The sequence below is a fragment of the Bradyrhizobium sp. ma5 genome, from assembly GCF_042258955.1.
In the GTDB taxonomy this organism is placed as follows: domain Bacteria; phylum Pseudomonadota; class Alphaproteobacteria; order Rhizobiales; family Xanthobacteraceae; genus Bradyrhizobium.
The window spans coordinates 2,908,815-2,926,069 of record NZ_CP170156.1; the positions used below are offsets into that span (position 1 = coordinate 2,908,815).

The 17,255-nt window shown below is 63.7% G+C and carries 16 protein-coding genes and 1 pseudogene; 13 read left to right on the forward strand and 4 right to left on the reverse strand.

Annotated features, from left to right (window positions below; translation table 11 throughout):
* Positions 1–67: 67 nt before the first annotated feature.
* From paaC to ACE103_RS13405, 8 genes are all read left to right on the forward strand, one after another.
* Positions 68–844 carry a 1,2-phenylacetyl-CoA epoxidase subunit PaaC gene (gene paaC, locus ACE103_RS13370; protein WP_375779798.1) on the forward strand — a complete coding sequence of 259 codons (777 nt, stop codon included), beginning with the start codon at positions 68–70 and terminating at the stop codon, positions 842–844.
* On the forward strand, positions 838–1,341 hold the full coding sequence (paaD, locus tag ACE103_RS13375; protein WP_375779799.1) for a 1,2-phenylacetyl-CoA epoxidase subunit PaaD: 504 nt from the start codon (positions 838–840) through the stop codon (positions 1,339–1,341). The genes paaC and paaD overlap by 7 nt, the downstream gene beginning before the upstream one ends.
* A gap of 2 nt (positions 1,342–1,343) precedes the next feature.
* Positions 1,344–2,420, forward strand: a complete 1,077-nt coding sequence (gene paaE, locus ACE103_RS13380) for a 1,2-phenylacetyl-CoA epoxidase subunit PaaE (RefSeq protein WP_375779800.1) — start codon at positions 1,344–1,346, stop codon at positions 2,418–2,420.
* A 188-nt stretch (positions 2,421–2,608) separates the two neighbouring features.
* Positions 2,609–3,064, forward strand: a complete 456-nt coding sequence (gene paaI, locus ACE103_RS13385; RefSeq protein ID WP_375779801.1) for a hydroxyphenylacetyl-CoA thioesterase PaaI — start codon at positions 2,609–2,611, stop codon at positions 3,062–3,064.
* A 19-nt stretch (positions 3,065–3,083) separates the two neighbouring features.
* A complete protein-coding gene (gene paaK / locus ACE103_RS13390) occupies positions 3,084–4,409 on the forward strand; it encodes a phenylacetate--CoA ligase PaaK (protein WP_375779802.1) in 1,326 nt (441 codons plus the stop codon).
* 36 nt (positions 4,410–4,445) lie between these two features.
* Positions 4,446–5,876 (forward strand): indoleacetamide hydrolase, encoded by a 1,431-nt coding sequence (gene iaaH, locus ACE103_RS13395; RefSeq protein ID WP_375779803.1) that lies wholly within the window; start codon positions 4,446–4,448, stop codon positions 5,874–5,876.
* Positions 5,877–5,967: 91 nt separating this feature from the next.
* On the forward strand, positions 5,968–7,002 hold the full coding sequence (locus tag ACE103_RS13400) for a zinc-binding alcohol dehydrogenase family protein (RefSeq protein WP_375779804.1): 1,035 nt from the start codon (positions 5,968–5,970) through the stop codon (positions 7,000–7,002).
* 107 nt (positions 7,003–7,109) lie between these two features.
* Positions 7,110–8,165, forward strand: coding sequence for a YeeE/YedE family protein (locus ACE103_RS13405; protein ID WP_375779805.1), 1,056 nt, complete (start codon positions 7,110–7,112; stop codon positions 8,163–8,165).
* 177 nt (positions 8,166–8,342) lie between these two features.
* Here ACE103_RS13405 and ACE103_RS13410 read toward each other — a convergent pair whose 3' ends face one another.
* Both ACE103_RS13410 and ACE103_RS13415 read right to left on the reverse strand, forming a co-directional pair.
* A complete protein-coding gene (locus tag ACE103_RS13410) occupies positions 8,343–10,301 on the reverse strand; it encodes a serine hydrolase (RefSeq protein ID WP_375779806.1) in 1,959 nt (652 codons plus the stop codon).
* Positions 10,302–10,343: 42 nt separating this feature from the next.
* Positions 10,344–11,525 (reverse strand): helix-turn-helix domain-containing protein, encoded by a 1,182-nt coding sequence (locus tag ACE103_RS13415; protein WP_375779807.1) that lies wholly within the window; start codon positions 11,523–11,525, stop codon positions 10,344–10,346.
* A gap of 119 nt (positions 11,526–11,644) precedes the next feature.
* On the opposite strand from ACE103_RS13415, the pseudogene ACE103_RS13420 reads away from it, so the two are divergent.
* Both ACE103_RS13420 and ACE103_RS13425 read left to right on the forward strand, forming a co-directional pair.
* Positions 11,645–11,773: pseudogene (locus tag ACE103_RS13420) on the forward strand (YeeE/YedE family protein); the annotation flags it as partial.
* A gap of 307 nt (positions 11,774–12,080) precedes the next feature.
* Positions 12,081–12,869 carry a hypothetical protein gene (locus ACE103_RS13425; protein ID WP_375779808.1) on the forward strand — a complete coding sequence of 263 codons (789 nt, stop codon included), beginning with the start codon at positions 12,081–12,083 and terminating at the stop codon, positions 12,867–12,869.
* A gap of 212 nt (positions 12,870–13,081) precedes the next feature.
* Here the strand turns inward: ACE103_RS13425 and ACE103_RS13430 are convergent, their stop codons facing one another.
* Entirely contained in the window at positions 13,082–13,714 is a 633-nt protein-coding gene (locus ACE103_RS13430; protein WP_375779809.1) for a tyrosine-type recombinase/integrase, read from the reverse strand.
* A 218-nt stretch (positions 13,715–13,932) separates the two neighbouring features.
* The gene (locus ACE103_RS13435; protein ID WP_375779810.1) at positions 13,933–14,838 is read right to left on the reverse strand and encodes a LysR family transcriptional regulator; all 906 of its coding nucleotides are present in this window, start codon (positions 14,836–14,838) and stop codon (positions 13,933–13,935) included.
* A 177-nt stretch (positions 14,839–15,015) separates the two neighbouring features.
* Between ACE103_RS13435 and ACE103_RS13440 the strand changes: the two genes are divergently transcribed.
* Genes ACE103_RS13440 through ACE103_RS13450 form a run of 3 tightly spaced genes read left to right on the forward strand, consistent with a single transcriptional unit; the run spans position 15,016 to position 17,194 of the window.
* Positions 15,016–15,762 (forward strand): SDR family NAD(P)-dependent oxidoreductase, encoded by a 747-nt coding sequence (locus ACE103_RS13440; RefSeq protein ID WP_375779811.1) that lies wholly within the window; start codon positions 15,016–15,018, stop codon positions 15,760–15,762.
* A 36-nt stretch (positions 15,763–15,798) separates the two neighbouring features.
* Complete coding sequence (locus ACE103_RS13445; RefSeq protein WP_375779812.1) at positions 15,799–16,545, forward strand: SDR family NAD(P)-dependent oxidoreductase; 747 nt, start codon at positions 15,799–15,801, stop codon at positions 16,543–16,545.
* A gap of 16 nt (positions 16,546–16,561) precedes the next feature.
* Positions 16,562–17,194 carry a glutathione S-transferase family protein gene (locus ACE103_RS13450; protein WP_375779813.1) on the forward strand — a complete coding sequence of 211 codons (633 nt, stop codon included), beginning with the start codon at positions 16,562–16,564 and terminating at the stop codon, positions 17,192–17,194.
* Positions 17,195–17,255 lie beyond the last annotated feature (61 nt).

The window sequence follows — 17,255 nt, forward strand, 5'->3', positions numbered from 1 at the left end:
CGAGACGCCTGCTGCGCAGGCTCCTCAGGATGACGTCGAGCAAGTGGATGCAGGTGGAATAGAGAACATGGCAACCGCCAACATCGAAGTTTCCGAAACGCCGCTGGTGCTCTATGCGCTGCGCCGTGCCGACGATGCGCTGATCCTCGGCCATCGGCTGTCCGAATGGTGCGGCCATGCGCCCGCGATGGAAGAGGACATGGCGCTCGCCAATATGGGTCTCGACCTGCTCGGCCAGGCCCGCGAGCTCTACAGCTACGCGGCCAAGGTCGAGGGCAAGAACAACGACGAAGACAAGTTCGCCTATCTGCGTGACGTCAGGCAGTACCGCAATCTGCTGCTGGTCGAGCAGCCGAACGGCGATTTCGCCCGCACCATAGTGCGGCAGTTCTTCTACGCGGCGTTCGCCGATCTCTATTGGCGCGCGATGATGGCATCCTCCGATCCGACGCTGGCCGCAATCGCGGCGAAGTCGGAGAAGGAGAGCGCCTATCATGTCAGGCATTCGTCGGAATGGATCGTCCGCCTCGGCGACGGCACCGAGGAAAGCCATCGCCGCGCGCAGGATGCGATCGACGATCTCTGGGCCTATACCGGCGAGATGTTTACGGTCGACGACGGCGAGCGCAGCCTGATTGATGCCGGCATCGCAATCGATCCGGCGACGCTGAAGCCGCGTTGGCTGAAGACCGTCACCGGCATCGTCAACGAGGCGACGCTGGCGTTGCCGAAGAGCGATTGGATGCAGCAGGGCGGTCGCACTGGCAGCCATAGCGAGCATCTCGGTCATCTCCTCAGCGAACTGCAGTCGCTGCAGCGGACCTTTCCGGGGGCAACATGGTGACGGTTGCGCTCAGCGATGCCGATCTGCGCCGGCGCGCCTGGAGCGCGGCTGCGCAGGTGGTCGATCCAGAAATCCCTGTTCTAACCATCGCCGATCTCGGCGTGCTGCGCGATGTCGCTGTCCACGATGGCCATGTCGAGGTTGCGATCACGCCGACCTATTCCGGCTGTCCGGCGATGAACATGATCGCGCTCGAGATCGAGCTCGCGCTGGAGCGCGAAGGCATTCATGGGCCGAAGGTCCGCACCGTGCTGTCGCCGGCCTGGACCACTGACTGGATGAGCGAGGACGGCCGCCGCAAGCTCAGGGAATATGGCATCGCGCCGCCGCTGCCGGGCTCCTCGCGCCGCGCGCTGTTCGGCGTGCAAAAGGTCGCGTGCCCGCAATGCGGATCGGGCGATACTGAACTGCTGTCCGAATTCGGCTCGACCTCCTGCAAGGCGCTGTGGCGTTGCAAGAGCTGCCGTGAACCCTTCGACTACTTCAAGTGTCATTGACCATGTCGACACCACGATTCCACCGTCTGTCCGTCAGCGATCTGCGCCGCGAGGCGTCGGACGCGATCTCGATGACCTTTGCGGTCCCCGACGATCTGCAAGGCGACTACCGCTTCACGCCGGGCCAGTATCTGACCTTGCGCACCACGATGGACGGCGAGGAAGTCCGCCGTTCCTACTCGATCTGCTCCGGCCCTGACGATGGCGAGCTGCGCATCGCGGTGAAGAAGGTCGACGGGGGCGCGTTCTCGAACTGGGCCGCCGACGAGCTGAAGACCGGTGACGAGCTCGACGTCATGACGCCGACCGGCCGCTTCGGCGTTGCGCATGCGCCCGCCGAGGCGCGAACCTATGTCGGCTTCGCCGCCGGCAGCGGCATCACGCCGATCCTCTCGATCGTCAAGGGCGTGCTGGCACGCGAGCCGGAGAGCCGCTTCTTCCTGTTCTACGGCAACCGCTCGACCGAAGGCGTCATGTTCCGCGAGGCGCTGGAGGAGCTGAAGGACCGCTTCATGCAGCGGCTGTCGGTGTTCCACGTCATCTCGGGCGAGGAGCAGGACATCCCGATCCTGCACGGCCGGCTCGACGGCGAGAAGGTGCGGGTGCTGCTGCGTTCGCTGGTGCCGGCTGCGACCGTCGATCACGTCTTCGTCTGCGGCCCGGCCGCCATGAGCGAAACGATCGAGGCGACCTGCCGCGAGATCGGCATCGCCGACGAGCGCATCCATGTCGAACGCTTCGTGTCCGAATTCGGCGGCAAGCCACGGGCCAAAGTCGTCGTTCCGGCCGGCGCGCCGCCGAAGGCGATCGCCGGACTGATCATCGACGGCAAGCGCCGCGAGGTCCCGGTGGCCGACGGCGAGTCGATCCTCGACGCCGCGCTGCGCGCCGGCATGGATCTGCCGTTCGCCTGCAAGGGCGGCATGTGCTCGACCTGCCGCGCCAAGCTGGTCGAAGGCGAGGCGCCGATGGATCTGAACTATTCGCTGGAGCCGTGGGAGCTGAAGGCGGGGTTCATCCTCACCTGCCAGGCCAAGCCGTGCTCCGGCAAAGTCGTGGTCGATTATGATCATGTTTGATCGTCATTCCGGGGCATCGCGCAGCGATGAGCCCGGAATCCATAACCACGATCGTGAGTATGGATTCCGGGCCTGCGCCTTACGGCGCATCCCGGAATGACGAAAGCGGCGTTGACGCCTCGCGCGTCGCACCCAACACTGACACCAAGAGGCCCGCTGCAAACGGGCCCGCGCACAGGGAGTTCGATGTGAACGTGAAGGCCACGCTATCGCCCGAGGACATCGCCCGCGCCTGTGCGGACGCGATGTGGAAGGAAGACGACGCCAGCAAGGGTCTCGGCATGGAGCTGGTCGAGATCAAGCCGGGGCAGGCTACGATGGCGATGACGGTGCAGCCGCACATGGTCAACGGCCAGCGCATCTGTCATGGCGGCTACATCTTCACGCTGGCCGATTCAGCCTTCGCCTTTGCCTGCAACAGCCGCAACGATCGCGCAGTGGCGGCGCAGGGCAACGTCACATTCATCCGGCCCGGCAAGCTCGGCGACCGTCTGGTCGCGACCGCGCGCGAGATCTCGCGCAGCGGCCGTTCGGGAATTTATGACGTACGCGTCACCGCCGGCGACAGCGTGATCGCCGAATTCCGCGGACATTCGCGCGTGATACCCGGCACCTGGCTGCCGGACACCGACATCAAGGCATAAGGCTTCAGGGGAAACGTCGATGGCAACGGCAAGACTCAAGGATAGCGGCTATCGCGCCGAACTCGATGCGGCCGAACGCGCTTCGCGCGACGAGATCATGGCGCTGCAGACCAGGCGGCTCGCCTGGTCGCTCAAGCACGCCTATGACAACGTCGCGCATTACAAGAAGAGCTTCGACGCGGCGGGCGTGCACCCCACAGATTTCAAGCAGCTTTCCGATCTCGGAAAATTTCCGTTCACGGTGAAGACCGATCTGCGCGACAACTATCCCTTCAACATGTTCGCGGTACCGCGCGAGCAGCTGGTGCGCGTCCATGCTTCCTCGGGCACGACCGGCAAGCCGATCGTGGTCGGCTACACCAGGGCCGACATCGACACCTGGGCGGATGTGATGGCGCGCTCGATCCGCGCCGCCGGCGGCCGCACCGGCATGCTGATGCACAATGCCTATGGCTATGGCCTGTTCACCGGCGGCCTCGGCGCGCATTACGGCGCCGAGCGGCTCGGCTGCACCGTGATCCCGATCTCCGGCGGCATGACCGAGCGACAGGTGCAGCTCATCAACGACTTCCGGCCCGACGTCATCACGGTGACGCCGAGCTACATGCTGGCGATCCTCGACGAGTTCAAGCGGCAGGGCCTCGACCCGCGCAAATCGTCGCTGAAGTTCGGGATCTTCGGCGCCGAGCCCTGGACCAACGCGATGCGCGTCGAGATCGAGCAGGCCTTCGATATGGATGCGACAGACATCTACGGCCTCTCGGAAGTGATCGGCCCCGGCGTCGCGCAGGAATGCGTGGAGACCAAGGACGGGCTGCACATCTGGGAGGATCACTTCTATCCCGAGGTGATCGATCCCCTGACCGGCAAGGTGCTGCCCGACGGCGAGAAGGGCGAGCTGGTGTTCACCTCGCTGACCAAGGAAGGCTTTCCGATCATCCGCTACCGCACCCGCGACCTGACGCGGCTGTTGCCCGGCACGGCGCGGCCCGCCATGCGGCGGATGGAGAAGGTGACCGGCCGCTCCGACGACATGATCATCCTGCGCGGCGTCAACGTATTCCCGACCCAGATCGAGGAAGCGCTGCTGGCGACCGACTGGTGCGGCGGCCACTTTGTTATAGAACTCACCCGCGAGGGCCGCATGGACGAGATGACGGTGCTCGCCGAAGCCCGGCCCGAGAGCTGGGACGGCGAGGGGTTGACCGCGCACGCCGAGAAGGTCTCGGCCTTCATCAAGAACACGATCGGCATCTCCACCCGCGTCCGCGTCGTCGCCCCCGAGACGTTGGAGCGTTCGCTCGGCAAGGCGAAACGTGTTTACGACAAGCGGCCGAAAGAATAGCCTCTCGCCCGCAATGCAAGAGGGTGCGGGGTTTCCATGGCCGATAGCAGCGAACCGACCGCTACACAGATCGTGGCTGACATCCGCGACCGGAAGGTAACGGCGGTCAGCGTCGTCGAGGCGGCGCTCGATCGCGCCGAGCGGCTCAAGCACCTCAACGCCTTCATCGTGCTGAATCGCGACGGCGCGCTGGCGGCGGCGCGCGAGGTCGATGCCGGGAAGCGGACCGGCGCGCTGGCCGGGCTTCCCATCGTCGTGAAGGACAACATCAACACGTCGGACCTGCCGACATCCGGCGGCACGCCGGCGCTGCAGCACGCACGGCCTGCGCGCAATGCGCCGTCGCTGCAAAAGCTGCTCGACGCGGGTGCTGTCGTCATCGGCAAGACCAATCTGCACGAACTCGCCTTCGGCATCACCAGCACCAATCTCGCGCCGTTCGCGGGACCAGTGCGGAATCCATACGACACGAACCGGATCCCGGGCGGCTCGTCCGGCGGAACGTCGGCGGCGATCGCGGCACGGATCGCCACCTGCGGCCTCGGCTCGGACACCGGCGGCTCGACCCGCGTGCCTGCCGCGCTGACCGGGACCGTGGGCTTGCGGCCTTCGGTCGGCAATGGCGGCGCCGAGCGGCGCTATCACGACGACAACCAGGTGATTCCGATCAGCCATACCCGCGACACCGTCGGCCCGATGGGACGCACCGTCGCCGATGCCGCGCTGCTCGATGCCGTCATCGCCGGCACGCTACAGGCCACAGCCATTCCGGTACGCGGCGTACGCCTCGGCATTCCCGCTTGTTTCTGGAGCGGCCTCGATCGCGATGTCGAGGCCGTTGCCCGCGCGGCCTGCACACGGCTCACGGCGGCCGGCTTGGTGCTGGTCGACGTCGATATGCCTGAGCTGTTCGAGCAGAACGACAAGGTGTCGTTCGTGGTCGCGCTGCATGAACCGATCGCCGATATCCCGGCCTGGCTCGCCGCCTCCGGGATCGAGGGGATCACGCTGTCCGACATCGCGGCCGGCGTCGCCAGTCTCGACGTCGTCGGCGCGTTCGGTGCCATCACCGCGGACGCCTTCGGTGCCGCCTATGAGGATGCGATCAAGGTGCAGCGGCCGGCGCTGCAGGCGATCTATGCCGCCTATCTCAGGGACAACAAACTGGACGCCATCCTGTTTCCGACCACGATTGCGCCTGCGCCTGTCATCGATGAGAAGACCGGGTCCGGCGAGATGTCGGTCAATGGCGGCGAGCCGGTGCCGACCTTCGGCACCATGATCCGCAACACCGACCCCGGCAGCAATGCCGGCCTTCCCGGGCTGTCGCTCTATGCCGGCATGACGCCGGATGGCCTGCCGGTCGGGCTCGAACTCGACGGTTCGGTCGGCAGCGATGCCAGGTTGCTCGGGCTCGGCCTGTCGATCGAGGCGATCCTGGGGACGGCGCCACCGCCGAAGCTCTGAGTAACAAGCCCCTTGAATTGACCGGTCAGTCGATTAGTCATGGCGTGAGGCCGCCCGGCGGCCACGATCCGCGCGCCTTGCGGCGCGCTTCATGACCGAGACTGGACTGCCCATGCCGCCGGCCCCGCCAGCAAATCGTCATTCCGTCGATGCCCGTTGCGTCCGCCTGCTGACGAAGGCGGAGAATGCAGCGGCGGTCGCGCCTGTTGTCGAGACCCATGCACTTTCGTGCGGGCATAACGACGTCCTGATCGAGGTGAAGGCCGCCGCGGTCAATCCGTCCGACGTGAAGGCCGCGACCGGGCTGATGCCCTATGCCGTCTTCCCGCGCACCTCGGGCCGCGATTACGCCGGCGTCGTGATCGACGGTCCATCTGCCTTGGTTGGGCGCGAGGTGCTCGGCTCATCCGGCGACCTCGGCATCCGCCGCGACGGCACCCATGCCACCCATCTGGTGGTCGAGGCCGATGCCGTGGTGGAAAAGCCCGCCGGCATCTCCTGGGACGAGGCCGCCGGAATCGGTGTGCCGTTCGTCACCGCGATGGAAGGCCTGCGCCGCGCCGGCCTGCCGAAGGCAGGCGAGACCGTGCTGGTGATGGGCGTCAACGGCAAGGTCGGGCAAGCCGCGGTGCAGATCGCTGGCTGGCACGGTGCGCGCGTGATCGGCGTGGTGCGCAAGAGCGAGCCTTATGAGGGCCACAGCAATTCGCCGGTCGAAGTGATCGATGCCTCCACCACCGACGTCGCGACGCGGGTGCGCGAGCTGACCGGCGGCAAGGGCGCCGACATCGTCTACAACACGGTCGGCGATCCGTATTTTCAGGCCGCGCACAAGTCGCTCGCGCTGCGCGGCCGGCAGATCCTGATCGCCGCGGTCGATCGCATCGTGCAGTTCAATATCCTCGAATTCTATCGCGGCCAGCACACCTATGTCGGCATCGACACGCTGGCGCTGTCGTCGGTTGCGACCAGCGAAGTGTTGCGCGAGCTCGCGCCCGGCTTTGCCAGCGGGCATCTGAAGCCGTTTCCGATCAGGCAGAGCGCGATCTATCCGCTGCAACAAGCCAGGGCGGCGTTTGTTGCCGTGGCAGGCTCGTCGCGCGACCGCGTGATTTTGCGACCGTAATCCACCGTCATTGCGAGGAGCAAAGCGACGAAGCAATCCATTCTCTCCTTGTGTGGTGAGATGGATTGCTTCGCTTCGCTCGCAATGACGAACTCTGAGGGACCTCCATGGACACCGCCACGATCGTCATCCTCGCCGCCCTGATCATCGGCCTGATCTATGGCTCGGTCGGGCTCGTCAGCGGCTTCTGCATGATGAGCGGCCTGCGCGGCTGGTGGGCGGACGGAGACGGCCGGCTGGTGCGCACCTATGCGCTGGCGATGGGGGTTGCGATCGCGGCCTCGCAGCTGCTGGCGGCGGCCGGCCTCGTCGATCTCGGCAAGTCGATCTATCTGCAACCGTCCTTCTCGGCGCCGGTGATGTTCCTCGGCGGGCTGTTGTTCGGCTACGGCATGGTGCTGTCGAACGGCTGCGGCTCGCGCGCTCTGGTGCTGCTCGGGCGCGGCAATCTGCGCTCCTTTGTGGTCGTGATCGTGCTCGGCATCTTTGCCGAGATGACGCTGAAGGGCCTGATCGCGCCCATGCGGATCGCGATGGTGCAGGCCTCGCAGGCCACAGTATCAGCCAATTCGGTGCCGGCGCTGCTGGCTAGCATCGGCTTCGGCGCGGTGCCGGCGCGGATGGTCGCCGCCTCGGTGCTCGCGGCGGTCCTGATCATCTTCGCCTTTGCCCATGCGCCGTTCCGCAAGTCGCCGGGCCAGATCGCGGCCGGCCTGATCGTCGGCCTGCTGGTGGCGGGCGGCTGGTACGCGACCGGCTATCTCGGCGCCGATGATTTCAATCCGGTGCCGGTGACCTCGCTCACCTTCATCGCGCCGATCGCCGACGCGTTGCAATATGTGATGCTGTCGACCGGCTCGACGCTCAATTTCGGCATCGTCACCGTGTTCGGTGTGTTCGCCGGCAGCCTGGTCACGGCTGTCGCCACCGGGCGCTTCCAGCTCGAAGGCTATCGCTCGCCGCAGCACATGCTGCGCTCGGCAAGCGGTGCCGCGCTGATGGGTGCGGGCGGCGTCATGGCGTTCGGCTGCTCGGTCGGGCAGGGGCTCACTGGCTTGTCGACGCTGTCGCTGTCGTCCTTCATCGCGATCGCCGGCATCATGCTCGGCACCGGCGCCGGCCTGCGCGGCGCCTTGCGGGTCAGGCCGCTCGCGACGGCCTAAGGCGTGTACTCATAACCGTCGGCTTCCAGTCATAAAGCGGAAGTTCCCCAGTTCGGCAGTTATCGGCGGCTTATGACCCCAAGCGGAAGTCGAGACCGCCCCCCATTGGGCGATCGTCGGACACCTTAATGTTCGGGCCGCGCAAGCTTCCTCCATTTCATCAGCTGTCAGTGTGCCCTATTGGGCGAGCGCGCCACGTTGCTCCCATGGTCCCGGATTGAGAACCGCACCGTTGACTTTGCCGGCGGCGTCGCGCGTGAAGGCGATCAGCGTACGATCGCCGCTCTCGACGTGGAATTCATCCTTCGAGCGAACCGCCACGGGCGTCGGCCGGCCCTTGTCGAAATCGAGGATTGACCAACCGCCTGTCGCTTCGACGACGAGCTTGCCGTCTACGACACTGACTTGAAGCGCAACACTCTGCGCAGGAACCGCCTCCCGGGCAAAGGCAACAACGAGCGGACCGCTCTGCGTCGCGCGGATGATCTTGAACTTGATCGCGGCGTTGACCGGACCTGAAATCCGACGAAAGGCCGCCTCCAAGGTCAGGCCCTTGATCGACTTGTCGTCGATCGCTGTGATGAGATCTCCCGCCATGACGCCTGCTTTCGCGGCAGGGCCGGTATCGGCCAATTTGATCACCCTGAGGCCATCGGTGCCCGCGATAACGGACTCAAGACCGGTCCAGCCGTTGCCGTCGGCGATCGAGGTCTGTCTGTCCAGCGAACTTGCAGACCCGCCGAAAACGTAACGTCCGACATATTCGGCGAGCGCGCCGGCATTTCCTTGCCCGGAGGCAACCGGCGCCGGCGCTTCAGGCACATTCAGCGCCGCATAGGGTAGGCGACGGATGGCGTCGAAATAGAAGCCGTTCTCACTGTGCTCGCTCCGCTGCATCATCATGATCAGGATCAGCTTCTGTGCCGGATCGATCGAGAAGAACGTGCCCCAGCTTCCCTGCCAGTTGAAGCTTCCGACTGCGCCCGGAATGTAGCTGAAATCGGGGCTGGTGCGGACTGCGAAACCGAGCCCCCAGCCCGTACCGAAGGCCGGACCGACTTCATGCCCCGCAATGTGCATTTTGGGCGGCAGCGAATTCGTCGTCATCAGCCGGACCGTTTCGGGCTTCAAGATACGCACGCCGTCAAGCTCGCCGCCGTTGAGCAGCATCTGGCAGAAGCGCAGAAAATCAGGAACCGTGGAGACGATGCCTCCGCCGCCCGAGAAGAACGTCTGCGGCTTGCCGACGTCGCTATTCGCGAAAGGGGGTTGGGGCTGCGGCCCCGGCACGGCGACGAGACGGGCAAGCTTGTCCTGCGGTACCGAGAAGCCGCTATCGACCATATGCAGCGGCGCGAAGAGGCGGCTTTGCAGAAACTGATCGAAGGGCTGTCCCGACACGACTTCAATGACGCGGCCGAGCACGTCGTAGCCGATGGCATATTCCCAGACTTCGCCCGGCTGGTGCAGAAGCGGCAGGGCGCCGAGGCTCGCGACGAAGTCCGCGATAGGCTTGTCGCGCCGGAACGGCGCCCTGGCGCCGTACAGTACGTGAATCGCGGCATTCTCAAATCCGGGATCGGCGTAGTCCGGCGAAGCATAAACGAGGCCGGACGTATTGCGCAGCAGGTCCCGGATCGTCATCGCACGCTTCGCCGGTTCAAAAATATTCCGCGCAACATCCGAGAGGATCGGATCCCCGGTGACCGGATCCTTTTTGACGACCTGCATATCCCTGAGCTCCGGCAGATACTGGGCCACGGGAGCATCAAGGTCGAGCTTGCCTTCGTCGACCAGCATCATGGTGGCGACGCTGGTGATTTGCTTGGACATCGATCCGATGCGAAAGATCGAATCCGGCCGCATCGGCGTTTTCTTGTCCTGGTCCTCGAAGCCGGTAGCTTGCAAATAGGCGAGCTTGCCGCCCCGAGCGATCCCCACGACAAAACCGGAAGGATCGCCTTTTTCGCTCTGCGCTTCGAACCAGGAGGTCATGCGCGCCAGCCGCCGCGCCGAAAAACCGAGACTGTCCGGGTCACCGGCGGTCTGGAAATCGTCGGCAAGCGCCGCCACTGCCGGACCGAGTGTAAGCGCCGCCAGCGCGGCCAATAGAACGACAAACCGCTGATTCCGCATGGGGATCCCCGTTGGCGCAGCTACTGCGAGGAAGGATCGCCATCAGTCTGTCGAATGTTTTCGATTGCTTCTCGCCGATTCCTGCAAAACGGCTGGCCGATTCCTCAACTCGACTGGCCGATCTTCAATCGATCGCTTTACCGGGGCTGCATTTCCCGCCATTGCGAGACGGCGGAATTCGGTTGGGGTCAAACTGGTCGCCGCCTTGAAGGCGCGGTTGAACGGCCCGATCGACTGGAAACCTGTGTCCATGGCAATTGTCAGCACCGGGACTTCTACCTGTTCAGGGTCGACCAGCGCTGCCTTGGCTTCCTCGATCCGGTAATGATTGAGGAACGCATTGAAATTGCGATAACCGAGGCCCTCGTTGATGAGTTGCCGCAGCCGGTACTCCGGCACGCCAAGCTCGACGGATAGCAATTTGATGGTCAACCCCTCACGCCGGTAGATGCGCTCGACGGTCATGAGCTGTTCCAACCGGCGCAGGAGAGCCGGTTCAATCGTTGCGTCAGACGCCTTGGTTGGCGCGCTGGAGGGGGCGTTTGCGGCGGGCAGCAGGATCGAACCTTTCCGCGTCCCCGCCTCCAGCAGATTCCATGTGCTCAAACCAGCTAACGCGAACAGAACGAAGGCGTTGGCGACGCTAGTCATGGAAAAAGTGGGATGCGAGGGCTGCTCCAGGAAGCTCAAGTAAGAGTTGAGAACGGTTTGGGCCGACGCGCCGATCAGGACGACCAGCCGGAGCCCACGCCGGCCTTGCACAAGGTCCGCCGGCCAAGTGACAAGCGTCTGCGCCACCGCCAACAGGGCCAGGCCGAGAGAGGCAAACGACAGCGTGCGTTCGATCGCAACCTCGAGCGCTGCCGATCTTGTGACTCCGCTGGCGTCCAGCCACTGAGCGGCGGCGACGGCCGCCCACAAGACGCCATGCCAAGGCCGTGGTACGAAATCGTCATCGAAGGCAGCACGCGCCCATAGCCAGAACACGACACTGTTCGCGCTGGACAACGCCAGTAGCAACAGGCCCCACCACGCAAATGGCCGCGGGAACGTGGGCGCCGAGCAGACCATCGAAGCCGCGGCGCCGATTGCGAGCGCGGCGCCCAGCAGTGCGGCCGTGCTATCGCGGCGATCGCGTAGCGCCATAGCTGCGATCAGCAGGCACAATGCTATGACGGCGCCTCGTAACCCGAGGTCAATCGACATCAAACCGCTGGTGCCCACTCTCGGAAATACTCCCAAGTGCCATTGTTGAGCCGCGCAGGCTCGCTCATACGCCCTGGGCGCAACTGATGTCGAGTCGTCAGATAATCTCAAAGCGGCTACGAACTGAAAGAGCCCTGGTCGGGCAGGGGCTGACCGGCCTGTCGACGCTGTCGCTGTCGTCCTTCATCGCGATCGCCGGCATCATGCTCGGCACCGGCGCCGGCCTGCGCGGCGCGCTCCGGGTCCGGCCGCTCGCGACGGCCTAGCGCGTGTACAAATAACCGTCGGCTTCCAGGCATGAAGCGGAAGTTGCCCAGTTCGGTAGCTATCGGCGGCTTATGACCCAAGGTGGACCTCGTGCAGCGTCAGGGGGTAACCGGACGCCGAGATTTATGGTATAGGCCCTAGAAATCGTCGATCGCATCTTCGAACGTTTCTAGAAATCGCTGACGCCTGCCTCGTTTATGCTGGCTATCCAAACGATCCGTACGCTTAACCAATAAACGCCATTCCAATCGGCGCGACGCATCTCGGCGCTCGTGCCCGAAGCTGGGCCGCGAAACGGGGGGAACGATGAGCGACTGGTTCCATGAACTGCCCATTTCGTGGATGTCACTCCTCGTTTTCGGCTTTACCTATGTGCTTACATTCGCCATCCATGTCGGCGTTGCGGCGCTGGCGAGGCGCGGATACGCCAAATCGTTCAAGGCCGTTTCTCCGGGCATGCTGTCCCCGCTCGGTGTAATTTTCGGCCTGTTTGTCGCGTTCACAGCTGCGCAGGTCTGGAGCGACAATGACCGCGCCAGCGCAGCAGTGACCCATGAGGCGAGCGCGTTGAGAACCGCGCTCGTCGTCGCAGCGAGTCTTCCAGCCGAGCAGGAAGCCAAATTGCACGATCTCATCCGAGCTTACGCTCATGAAACTGCGACCATGGAATGGCCCATGATGGCGCACCGAAACGCATCGCTCAATGTGACTCCGCTCCCCATTCAGGAGGCGCTGCAACTCGTTCTCTCATCTCCCGCCATCAACTCCGGGCAGCAAGCGGCGCAACGTGAGATCACAAACGCAATCGAGGCTGCTCTTGATGCGCGCAGACAACGGATCATCGTGAGCCGGGCGGAGGTCAACGCTGTGAAATGGTCCTGCCTTTACTTGCAGGCTATCTGCGCCCTGTTGGCAATCGCGCTGGTTCACTGCGATGATCGGCTTTCATCGTTGATAGCGCTGGGGTTGTTTGCGACCGGCACGGCCGCCTCGGTCTTGCTTATCGCTGCGCATGATCGGCCGTTTGTCGGACAGATCGCGGTCACGCCGGATCCGTTGCTGCAGATCATATCGGAGCCCGTAACAAAGCGCTGAGCGAATGAGGGTCTGAAGTGTTACTTGGCGCTGATTCACATCCTTTTCCGGCGCGCTAGGACCATTTCCAGCGTGGCCGAAAATGTTCCGGCCCGCTATCTACCAGTTGCGCGGTTTTGCCCCCAGTTGCGGCCTGCGCCATCTCATGTCACCTGTTGGCCCGAAGCGTCGGAGGCAGGTCGGGCAGAGTATGTCCGCTCTGCCCGGGCACTTCAGACGTCAACCCGTTCCGCTATGGCCAAGGCGTCATCGACCTCAATGCCGAGATATCGGACGGTGCTTTCAATCTTGGTATGACCGAGCAAGAGTTGGACAGCTCTCAAGTTGCCCGTCCGTCTATAGATCAGGGTCGCCTTGGTTCGGCGAAGGGAATGCGTGCCGAACAGGTGCGGGTCCAATCCGATGTCCGCGAGCCAGTGAGATAGGAGACGGGCATATTGGCGGGTCGTCATATGTCCACTCCGCCGCTGGCCAGTGAATAGGTGTTCTCCTAACTTTTTACCAGTAGCCCGCAGATAATCGTCGATTGCCTGCCGGGCCGATTCCGTCAGTTCAAATTTGACTGGCCGGCCGGTCTTCTTTTGTCGGACGCTGGCACGGTTGGCCGCATATCCGCCCGGCGCAAGGTCATCGACTTTCAAAGCTACGACGTCACAGCCGCGCAGCTTGCTGTCGATGGCGACGTTGAACAGTGCCAGATCCCTCATTCGGCCTTCGACCTCGAGCTTGGTTCGGATTGACCAGACGTGCTTCGGACGGAGCGGCGGCTTTGCGCCGACGATCCTCCCCTTGTTCCAAGGAACGTGTTTCGAGACGGCCGGGATGGTGCTTGCGATATCAGTCATGTTGACCTCCTCAGCTGGTGAGGCCGGCCATGTTCAGCCCGGAGCCCTTCCAATCCCGCGTCCGCTTCGAGACGATTGGAGACGTACTTGCGTCCAATTCGAGCGATGGCAGGACCGATCTTGACCCGAAGCGGACTCCTGAGCCAAGCATTCATCTCTGCCGATCGCCGACGTATCCTGATGATTTGACCTAGGTTACCAAGGCTGGATCCGGCAGATCATCTGCCATTGCGACTCGAGACCTGAAACTTGATCTCATCCAGCTTTGAGAGCAGAAACTTCAGCATCGGTGAACCGTTAGCCTCGTTGTAACCGATCACCAGATCGACCATCGGTGCTCCCTGTATCGGACGGCTAATGATGGTTTTCGGCAGCAGATTTTGCGCATAGAGCGGAAGCAGGCTGATGCCGCCGGTCGAGGCAATCAGTGAGACCGCCATTGCCAGATTTTCTGCCTGATGCGCAGGCTTGATCGTCAGTCCGTGGCGCTTGAAGAACCCCTCGATCGCGGTTCGCAAGACCAGCGCCCGCACCGGGGACACGCCGACATACACTTCATTCGCCAGATCCTGGGGCCGGATCGCGCTGCGCGCGGCGAGCGGATGGTCGCTAGGCATAAAGGCCAGCACCGGATCCTGTCTTAGCAACTTGAATTGCAAGCCCGCGGCGTGCTTCTCCGGACGCAGGAACGCCAGGTCGATCGTGCCGCGCACCAGTCCGGCGGCGAGGTCGGGCGAGTCTTCGCTACGGATCGTGATTTCGGTGCTTTGCAGCTTGCCGCGCAGGATGTTCATCACGGCCGGAAGCCAATCCATTTCGTAGCCGGTGAGAAATCCGATCGTGATGGCCGATTTCTCCGGTTGAGCAGCGCGGCGAGCGGCTTCCGCGGCGGCCTCGACCTGCAGCAGAGCCACTCGGGCATGGTCAAGGAACACACGCCCGGATGGAGTCAGTTCGATGCCGCGCGGTCCGCGCACGAACAGCTGCACGCCGAGCTCCAGCTCGAGATCGTGGATCTGACGGCTCAGTGATGGCTGCGCGGTGTGCAGACGCTTTTCGGCCGCAACCGAGAAGCTACCCTCCTCGGCCACCGCGACGAAATAACGGAGGTGTCGTAGCTCCATATCTATGCCTCAAAAGTATATCTCGAACTCTACGAAGTCTTTCTCAAAGACGCCATCCCCAACTAAATCTTCTGTCAATCAAGTCGTACCGACGCAAACGTCTCCGAGGCCCCCGTTGCGAACGGATTGGCTAACTAGGCCGGTCAAGCATATCGGCCATACCAGCTGGAGAGTGACATGAGCAATCCCGTTGTCCTGATTACAGGTGCCCTTACCGGCATCGGCCGCGCCACGGCGCTCGCCTTCGCCCGCGAGGGCGCCAGCCTGGTGGTATCCGGTCGCCACGACGATGCAGGCCGTGCGCTGACCGGCGAACTCCGCTCGCACGGCGTCGAAGCCGAATTCGTCCGCGCCGATGTCCGGCGCGAGAGCGACGTTTCGGCACTGGTCGAGCAGGCGACGAAGCGGTTCGGCCGGCTCGACGTGGCGGTCAACAACGCCGGCACGGAAGGCACGCCCGGCCCGGTGACCGAGCAAACCGCAGAAAGCTACGCGGCGACGTTCGACACCAATGTGCTCGGTGTCCTGCTGTCGATGAAGCACGAGCTACGGGTCATGCAGCCGCAGGGCTTCGGCAGCATCGTGAACATCTCGTCGACCATGGGCAGCCGCGGCGCGCCGAATGCTTCGCTCTACGTCGCCAGCAAACACGCTGTCGAAGGCTTGACCAAATCCGCCGCTCTGGAGGCGGCCGCCTTCGGCATTCGCATCAACGCCATCGCACCCGGTCCGATAGAGACTGCGATGCTCGACAGGTTCACCGGCTCCGCCGATCGCAAGGCCGGGATGGTCGCGGGAATTCCGCTGAAGCGCGCGGGTCGCCCCGAGGAACTCGCGGACGCCATCCTGTTCGCGGCTTCGCGCAAGGCGTCGTTCATCACCGGCCAGATCATCAGCGTCAACGGCGGCAAGACCGCCGCGTAAATGTACCCCGATAGCAATCCAACCAGGAGAACAACCATGACCGATCTCGTCAGCCGAACCGCCCTCGTCACCGGTGCCTCCCGAGGTATCGGCCGCGCCACGGCCCGCGCGCTCGCTCTCGCCGGCGCCCGCGTCATCGTTCACTACAGTAATTCCGCTGAGGATGCGCACTCGCTGGTCGCGGAAATCCGCGAAGCCGGTGGGCAGGCCGATGCCGTCGGCGTCGATCTATCCGCGTCCGACGGCGCGCAGCGGCTCGCCGCCGAGGTGCATAGGCTCGTCGTCGGCCAACTCGACATTCTGGTCGCCAACGCAGGAGTTGCGGTGCCCGCCACCATCGAAGCGCAGACCGTCGAGGATTTCGATCGCATGTTCGCGGTCAACGTCCGCGCACCGTTCTTCCTGGTGCAGCAGTTGCTCCCGCTCATGGGGGACGGCTCCAGCATCGTGATGACGTCGTCACTGGCGGCGCGGGCCGCTGTCGGACAGTTGTCGGCGTATTCCGCCACCAAGGGCGCGATCGACACGATGGTAAGGCATTTCGCCTCGCTGCTCGGACCGCGTGGCATCCGCGTCAATGCCGTGGCACCGGGCATCATCGACACCGACATGTCGCAATTCACCAAGACGGATGAGGGCCGCGACTACGCGCTCAAGATGCAAGCCCTGCAGCGCATCGGTCACGCCGACGACGTCGCCGACACCGTGACCTTTCTCGCTTCCAATTCCGCCCGCTGGGTGACCGGCGACACCATCCAGGTCGGCGGTGGCTCAAAGCTTTGACTTCGGGAGATAGGTCATGAGGCTCTACCAGTCTTCCAGCTCGCCCAACTCGCGCCGCGTCAGAATCTACCTTGCGGAGAAGGGCATAACGATGCCCCTCGTGCCGGTTGACCTCGGCGCACGCGAACAGTTCTCGGACGCCTACGCGGCAATCAACCCGCGACGCGTCGTGCCCACCCTCGTTCTTGACGACGGGACGGCCATTGCGGAAGTGCCGGCGATCGTTCGCTATCTCGAAGAAGCGTATCCGAACCCGCCGCTGCTCGGTAGTTCTCCTAAGGAGAAAGCGACCATCTTCATGTGGGAGCGCCGGATGGAGATAGAGGGCTTCGCCGCGGTGATGGAAACCGTGCGCAACGGGCTCGCCGCCCTCAAAGGGCGCGCAATCGCGGGGCCCCATGGCTACGACCAAATTCCGGAGTTGGTCGAGCGCGGCCGGCGTCGCATCGCCGACTTCTACCGCGATCTTGAGAGCCGCTTAGTGGAAGTGCAATTCCTTGCTGGAGACCAGTTCAGCGTCGCCGATATCACGGCGGTTGTCGCCATCGACTTCGCGACAAAGGCCTTGAATCTATCGATTCCGGCGGAGAGTGCCGCATCAAGGCGTTGGTACGATTCTGTGATATTGCGTCCAAGTATGAGCTCGTAGAGGCAAGAACGGTATCCGACACCGATACGCAGGTCCTCATGACTGGGTCCGCATTTGGCCC